Below are 5,786 nucleotides of genomic sequence, written 5' to 3'. Positions count from 1 at the left end.
CGTGGGGGGCTGCTCGTGCCATCAAATTGAAAGGGCGCCCGTTAGGCGGCCCTCAAAATCTCGAATAGTCCCCTACCAACCCTGCAACGAGTACCAGTCGTCAACGTCTCTCCGAACCCGGTCCTTCTCAAGGCCGTATCTTTCCTGAATTTTTCCTTCGAGCTGATCGCGCTTGCCGGCAATGCGGTCCAAATCGTCGTCAGTCAGCTTGCCCCACTGTTCCTTAACCTTGCCCTTGACCTGCTTCCAATTACCTTCAACGCGGTTCCAATCCATGGCCTTGGCCTCCTTGGTTGCACCGTAGTTGAAACGTTCGCAGCCCGGCTAAGTTCCGGGCACTTGATGGACAAAGAGCCGCCGCTGATGGTGGAAAAGGCCCGCCGCTGAGGGAAGCAGTGAAGGGATGCCGTGTCGTGGTCAAGTTCCTTCAGCTCAAAGATTTGGTTGTGGAGAGCGGTCACGATAATCACTCATCGCGAGAGCCGCCTCGGTGCGGTTTCGCACACTTAGTTTTGACATAACCCTGGTCATGTGGTGCTTGATTGTCTTCTCGTGGAGGTTCAGGCGCCGTGCGACCTCCTTGTTGCTCAGCCCCTCCGCCACTAGCCGCAGGATTACCGTTTGCCTTTCGGTCATCTGCCGCAGCCGGTCTGCTGTGCTGTTAGCAGGGGACTGGAGATCCGAGAGCAGCCGTGCCGAAAGAGTTGGCGTGAGGTAGCTCTCGCCGGCCGCTACGTTGCGCAGGATGTCAGCGAGCCCGCGCGACCCTACGCCTTTGAGGACATAGCCGCGCACCCCTGCATTCAGAGCCTTAGTTACATCGGCATTGGCCTCCGATACGGTCAACATGACAATCTTCTGGGTGGGGTAGCTGGCGAGGATGCTCTCAACCGCCGCGAGGCCGCCGCCCGGCAAAGAGATGTCGAGCAGCAATATGTCGGGTCGCACCGTAGAGGCGAGGCGTTCGGCATCCTGCGCCGTGGCGCCCGCGCCAACCATCTCGAAGCCTCCGATCTCTGACAGGCTGCGCATCACGCCTTCGCGAAAGAGTGGATGATCTTCGACAACAGCGATGCGAATGGCGCCGACCATGCTTGCTCCCCTCAACAGCGTGCGCTGAAAACGTTATTGAACTTGCTGATGGATTTTAGGTTCCGCTCATAAACCAAAAAATGCCCGCTCTACGGAGAGGGTTCGCCGCCGTTCGACGCCGTTGGGTGTTGCTGATTGAGCAGTGTGGACAACGCCGTAATGATCTGGGGAGGGAAGAACGGCTTGACGATCATCACGCTGTCTGGGACGCCTTCAGAGCCCCAGGAAATAGCACCATCGCCGCTGATGTAGACCACAGGTAGGGTTGGATTGCTTCGCCTTACATGCCTGGCTACTTCCCACCCAGTTTCTCCCGAGCCGAGACGGATGTCCGTAAGGAGGCCGGCGAACTTGTTTGGATCCTCATCAAACGCCTTTACGGCGGCTTCGGCACTCGGCACTCCTACGACGAGAAAGCCCGCGTCCTGCAAAGCTGTTTCAAGGTCGAGCAGGATCAAGAGCTCGTCTTCGACGACCAGAATAGCGCTTTCGCTCATGAACCACCCTCCCGGCCGCCACAACGGCGCGATTGAGTGTTGGTTCCACCGATCAACGGGGTGGGACAGCGGCGGCGGGGGTCTGGAGTAGCTGGGATCGCCCAGCATGTAGGTCAACATGCGGCGGCGGGGTTGGTGCTTTAGCCGTTCTCTGGCGATGTTTCGCTTCGAAAATTGAAATATAATGCCCCCAGGATCCGGTTTGCCCGCAAAGGCGCCAGCGCCTATATGCTTGGACTTAGCCGAAGCAGAGGAGAATGAGCTTGATCGACGAGGATGCCGATGGAGCGACGATAGCCAGAGAGACGATTTCCGCGGCAAGAGAATGCGCTCGTATGATCGGCAAGATTGGGCCTAGGTTCACGGCGCTCGAACTGGCCGAGATGGAGGAAGCTGTTGGACGAATAACCAACGCAATCGAATTGAAAAAACGAATGAACGCTGCCCCGTAGCAAAGGCATTGGGCGCCAAGGGGGTGGCAGAAGCGCGCCGAGACCATAATGCGCGCGCTGAGATCGCCAATAAGGCGGCGGAAAGCCCCTGGACAAAAGGGGCTAGTTCGGCCCCTTTTCCTCTTCGAGCTAATCGATGCGCTTTTGTAGTTTGCGCATTAGCTCCTTCGCTCCTTCTAGGTCCACATCGGCGGTAATGCGAATGCGGTCATCGTAGAGCACGAGCGATGACGTGCCCTCCGCAACAGCGACTTGCGCTACAGGCGTGGCCACTCCACCGCCAAAGAACCTAGGCGCCGGGTGCCGACTCATCTCGGCGAATTTCTTCTCCATCGACACTTCCTTGTCGCACCAATATGCGGTGATCAGCGAAGCCAGGGCCGCAGCCGCCATTCCTGTGACGCCCAGCGCACCAAGCCCCATGAGCTTCCACCGGGTCACCTCGGCAGTGACCGCCTTCACTCCCGTCATATCGTCGTTGAGCTTGCTGACAGCGGCTTCGGTTGCCGCCACACAGTCAACCAGCTCGTCGGTTTTCGCATACATCTTGGACCGGCTGGCGGCAGCGCGCTGTTCGGACTGCTCGTAGCTCAAGGCAGCACGGGAATCGCTGTCCTTGATGTCGCGTCGGATCTCCGTGATGTCGCGCTGCATGTTCTGCGTGGCCTCCAAGAGCCGCCGATTATCATTTCCAGGCTCTTGTTTGCCGAAGTTGCCATGTCAGGTTTTCCAACCGCAGAGCTTGGCGCCCTTTTCATTGTGCGCCAGGATCGCCGCAACCGACCCATCCGAGAGCGTGGCGACTTCCGCCTTCGTGAGACGGATAGGATGCTCCACGGCGCAAAAGCTGCCTCCGACCGTAGTGCAGGAGATCATTGCAAAAAGTGCAAAGATCATCGTCAGGATTTTGACCATTCGCCCAACCTCCCCCGGTTGTCGCCAAGAGCGCGGCCGGCCACGGCATCATCGATCTTCTGGCGTTCGATGCGCGCTGCGGCGTCGGCCGCGTCCTGCTTGGCCTGGTTCTTCGCTTTGCCCATGGCATAGGCTCGCCAGAGCGCGACGAGCCCGGCCGCGCCGACAAGGCGGTACGGCCACAACTGAGCGACGAGAGCAGCGAGGAAGGCGGACATCACTCCGCGACCTCCGCCTTGATCTGGCGCACCGCAGAGACGATCTGTGAGCGAAACAGGAGCAGGACCAGCAGGAGCACCAGCAGGACCACACCGCCAGCCAGGACGGCTTGCCAGTCCATGCCCGCAAGCCAGCCAAGCCCGATAGCGCCGGAACCGAAGAGGCCGGTCAGCCAAGACAGAAAGCCGGATTTCTCCTTGACCTTCTGTTCGACCTTTTCGGGAACAACGGGTTTGTCGACCGGCACCTTCACCTCGACAGTGACCGGCGGCGGAGTGTCGGGCAAAGCTGACAGCTTCAGCGCTTTGGCGCGCACCGACTTGACGCGGTCGGACCAGCCCTTGCCGAAGGTCTTCCATGTCGGGAGACGCTTCAGGAAGCCTAGGCGATTGTCGCACAGCGCGTCGATGACAACGCCGGCCGGCTTAGCCTTTACGGCTGCAATGGTGGCCGGGCCAATGCGCCCATCCTGCTTGATCCCCACAACGGCCTGAAGATATTTGGCCGCGCGACCGGGACCGCTATTCACTGCGAAACCAAAAACAGCGTAGTCGACCCCGCTGGGAAGCTGGGCGCCGGCCGTCGCATCCCAGTAGAAACGGCGGTAGACTGTCGCGACCTGGGCGTCAGTGATTTTGCGCAGATCGGCCTTCGTCGCATCGGCCTTCACATAGCGGCGGAAGTTGGTGAGCGTGACGCCTTTCATGGTGGCGCCGCCGGGATCGGCCGGGTTGTCCACCCAGAGGCCTTCAGATTTCAGAACGAGCGCAAGCGCCCGCGCGAAGTTGCGGTCCATGGCTAGTACCTTTCCGCCCTGATGGGCAGTTGTTGAATTGGCAATGGAGGTGGACGGCTGAGATCAGCCGGTTAAGCAAATCAGCGGTCTAGCCGCTGGCACTCATCAAGTAGGCCACCAAGCTCCAGGCAGAGATCGACGCGGCCGAGGCTGTTGGCCTTGTCGTCAATCCCGATGCGGCGGTTGTAGGCCGTGACGGTGTCTTTTAGTTGAGAAACACGACCGGCCTTGTGACCGCTGGAGTAGGCGAAACCAGCGATGCAAATACTAGCAGCGATTGCAAGCGCGGCAGTCTTGGGGTTCATTGGCATTTTCGCCCCTCGAATCGACTTGGGAAGTATTCGTCCATGGAAGAGAGTTTGACTGAATTGGCAGCGCGGCTCCAGATGCAATGGAGGGCGTGGGCTCCCGCGATTGGCCTTGGTGTTGCCGCCGCCATCGGTATGATTTGGACCGTCTATCTACCGATTGTCGGATTGCGTCACATGCTCGGATACAACTAAACCTCTAGCATCCGCACGACGGCATTCCAGCCGTAGGATTTGCTGCAACGCCGGTAACAGTGACCTCCAGGCCGAGCCTACCGAGCGCGACCGAGCAATCCAGGGATGCCGCGTCAGTCGCATTTTCGCCTATGACCGTCTTCGTGATCGACCCTTCGGTTGCCAGCGTTCCAGAAGTGTGCGCACCACGCCGGTCACAGGACTTCTCCTTCGCTTTGTACATTTCGAACGTTGAAGCGCTTTGGGCGCTGTGATTTGTTGGTGCCTTCGTCGTGTGTGGGAGTGCGGGCCGTGGACGATGACCAAAGGGCTGGTGTTCGTATCGAACACATCGACGGCCAGTGGGCGGTACAACTCGTCGAGAATGGCGAAACCACCCAGCATCTTTTCGAGACCGAGGAATTCGCGAGGAACTTCGCCGCCGGTCAGTGGCTAAGGCTAAACCCGAAGCCTATTCCCCCAATGCGCCGGCGACGCCGTTAGAGCGCTAAGCTTAAAAATGCTCTTTCGCGGATGCTGCACCGGGGCCGGAACTTTGATGCAATAGCGAAGTTCGAGGAGGGAGATGCTTTCGCAACAGGCGCCACTTCACGAGAGGCCGGAGCAATGGTGGACAATCTATCTCGCAGGGAAGAACAACGCGGCACGCGAAGACTCATGGCGTGGGGCGTGGCGGTTATTGCCGTCATTTTCCTAGGCCTAATGGCATTCTTTGTACTCACGCCCTTATCGAACGGCTCTTGGCAGACGGCACCGTTCAAGCGTGCTCCTGTGCAAAACCAGGGCGGTAATGCGCCAGTGGATACGTCACCCAGCCCGGGCGTGAAAAAAGACCCTCAGGAAAATACTGAAATGCCGGAGCAGCAGTAGTAGGTTCCGACCCGCTGGCAAATTTTTTCCGGGGCCGGGCGGCGATCTTGTCGAACACGTCCTCTTCCTCTGCGTCGCGACTGGCCTTGGTGTCGCCTCCAAGGATCGGGACCGGCCTTCCCTCGATTGCTGAGCTTACAAAATTGCCCAATTCGGAGGCCTGATGCTACACGTGTGTCGGCACAGGCAAATCTGCACAGCAGCTATGCACGATCCACGATTGCAGAAATCGCTGGGCAGCGGGTAGATTTTGATTGTCGGCCATCTACTCCTCCCAGATGCGATGCCGGCGCTGAATGAGGCGCACCTCCTCCCGCGCCACATTCGAAAATCGAGCCCGCTGCCACCTCCTCCCGGCAGCGGGCTTTTTTGTCTCCGCCAGCAGACACAGTGGCAAGCATCCGCGATGGCCTGCGAAACCATCCGTAAACCATGCCAACAC

The 5,786-nt window shown here is 59.2% G+C and carries 11 protein-coding genes; 3 read left to right on the top strand and 8 right to left on the bottom strand.

Annotation, left to right across the window (positions count from 1 at the left end):
* Window positions 1–72 precede the first annotated feature (72 nt).
* From EN991_RS20915 to EN991_RS20905, 3 genes are all read right to left on the bottom strand, one after another.
* Window positions 73–276: a CsbD family protein gene (locus EN991_RS20915; protein ID WP_127369452.1), complete on the bottom strand. Its 204-nt coding sequence runs from the start codon at window positions 274–276 to the stop codon at window positions 73–75.
* Between the two features lie 156 nt (window positions 277–432).
* Window positions 433–1,092 (bottom strand): response regulator transcription factor, encoded by a 660-nt coding sequence (locus tag EN991_RS20910; protein ID WP_127369451.1) that lies wholly within the window; start codon window positions 1,090–1,092, stop codon window positions 433–435.
* 89 nt (window positions 1,093–1,181) lie between these two features.
* Window positions 1,182–1,589 (bottom strand): response regulator, encoded by a 408-nt coding sequence (locus tag EN991_RS20905; protein ID WP_127367823.1) that lies wholly within the window; start codon window positions 1,587–1,589, stop codon window positions 1,182–1,184.
* 263 nt (window positions 1,590–1,852) lie between these two features.
* Between EN991_RS20905 and EN991_RS20900 the strand changes: the two genes are divergently transcribed.
* The gene (locus EN991_RS20900) at window positions 1,853–2,041 is read left to right on the top strand and encodes a hypothetical protein (RefSeq protein ID WP_127369450.1); all 189 of its coding nucleotides are present in this window, start codon (window positions 1,853–1,855) and stop codon (window positions 2,039–2,041) included.
* 129 nt (window positions 2,042–2,170) lie between these two features.
* Here the strand turns inward: EN991_RS20900 and EN991_RS41015 are convergent, their stop codons facing one another.
* The 5 genes from EN991_RS41015 to EN991_RS20875 all read right to left on the bottom strand — a co-directional run bounded on the left by EN991_RS41015 (window position 2,171) and on the right by EN991_RS20875 (window position 4,276).
* The gene (locus EN991_RS41015; protein WP_245461025.1) at window positions 2,171–2,695 is read right to left on the bottom strand and encodes a DUF1515 family protein; all 525 of its coding nucleotides are present in this window, start codon (window positions 2,693–2,695) and stop codon (window positions 2,171–2,173) included.
* A gap of 66 nt (window positions 2,696–2,761) precedes the next feature.
* Window positions 2,762–2,956: a hypothetical protein gene (locus tag EN991_RS20890; RefSeq protein ID WP_127369449.1), complete on the bottom strand. Its 195-nt coding sequence runs from the start codon at window positions 2,954–2,956 to the stop codon at window positions 2,762–2,764.
* Entirely contained in the window at window positions 2,941–3,174 is a 234-nt protein-coding gene (locus EN991_RS20885; RefSeq protein WP_127369448.1) for a hypothetical protein, read from the bottom strand. The genes EN991_RS20890 and EN991_RS20885 overlap by 16 nt, the downstream gene beginning before the upstream one ends.
* A complete protein-coding gene (locus EN991_RS20880; protein ID WP_127369447.1) occupies window positions 3,174–3,971 on the bottom strand; it encodes a glycosyl hydrolase 108 family protein in 798 nt (265 codons plus the stop codon). Before EN991_RS20880 ends, EN991_RS20885 begins: the two co-directional genes overlap by 1 nt.
* A gap of 80 nt (window positions 3,972–4,051) precedes the next feature.
* The gene (locus EN991_RS20875) at window positions 4,052–4,276 is read right to left on the bottom strand and encodes a hypothetical protein (RefSeq protein WP_127369446.1); all 225 of its coding nucleotides are present in this window, start codon (window positions 4,274–4,276) and stop codon (window positions 4,052–4,054) included.
* A 489-nt stretch (window positions 4,277–4,765) separates the two neighbouring features.
* Here EN991_RS20875 and EN991_RS20870 point away from each other — a divergent pair, with 489 nt between their 5' ends.
* Both EN991_RS20870 and EN991_RS20865 read left to right on the top strand, forming a co-directional pair.
* Window positions 4,766–4,957 (top strand): hypothetical protein, encoded by a 192-nt coding sequence (locus EN991_RS20870; protein WP_082827649.1) that lies wholly within the window; start codon window positions 4,766–4,768, stop codon window positions 4,955–4,957.
* A gap of 123 nt (window positions 4,958–5,080) precedes the next feature.
* A complete protein-coding gene (locus EN991_RS20865; RefSeq protein WP_013525235.1) occupies window positions 5,081–5,344 on the top strand; it encodes a hypothetical protein in 264 nt (87 codons plus the stop codon).
* The last annotated feature ends 442 nt before the right edge of the window (window positions 5,345–5,786 follow it).

It is taken from the genome of Mesorhizobium sp. M7A.F.Ca.US.005.03.2.1 (assembly GCF_003997795.1).
Classification (GTDB): Bacteria; Pseudomonadota; Alphaproteobacteria; order Rhizobiales; family Rhizobiaceae; genus Mesorhizobium; species Mesorhizobium ciceri.
This window is presented reverse-complemented; position numbering and strand designations above follow the sequence as displayed.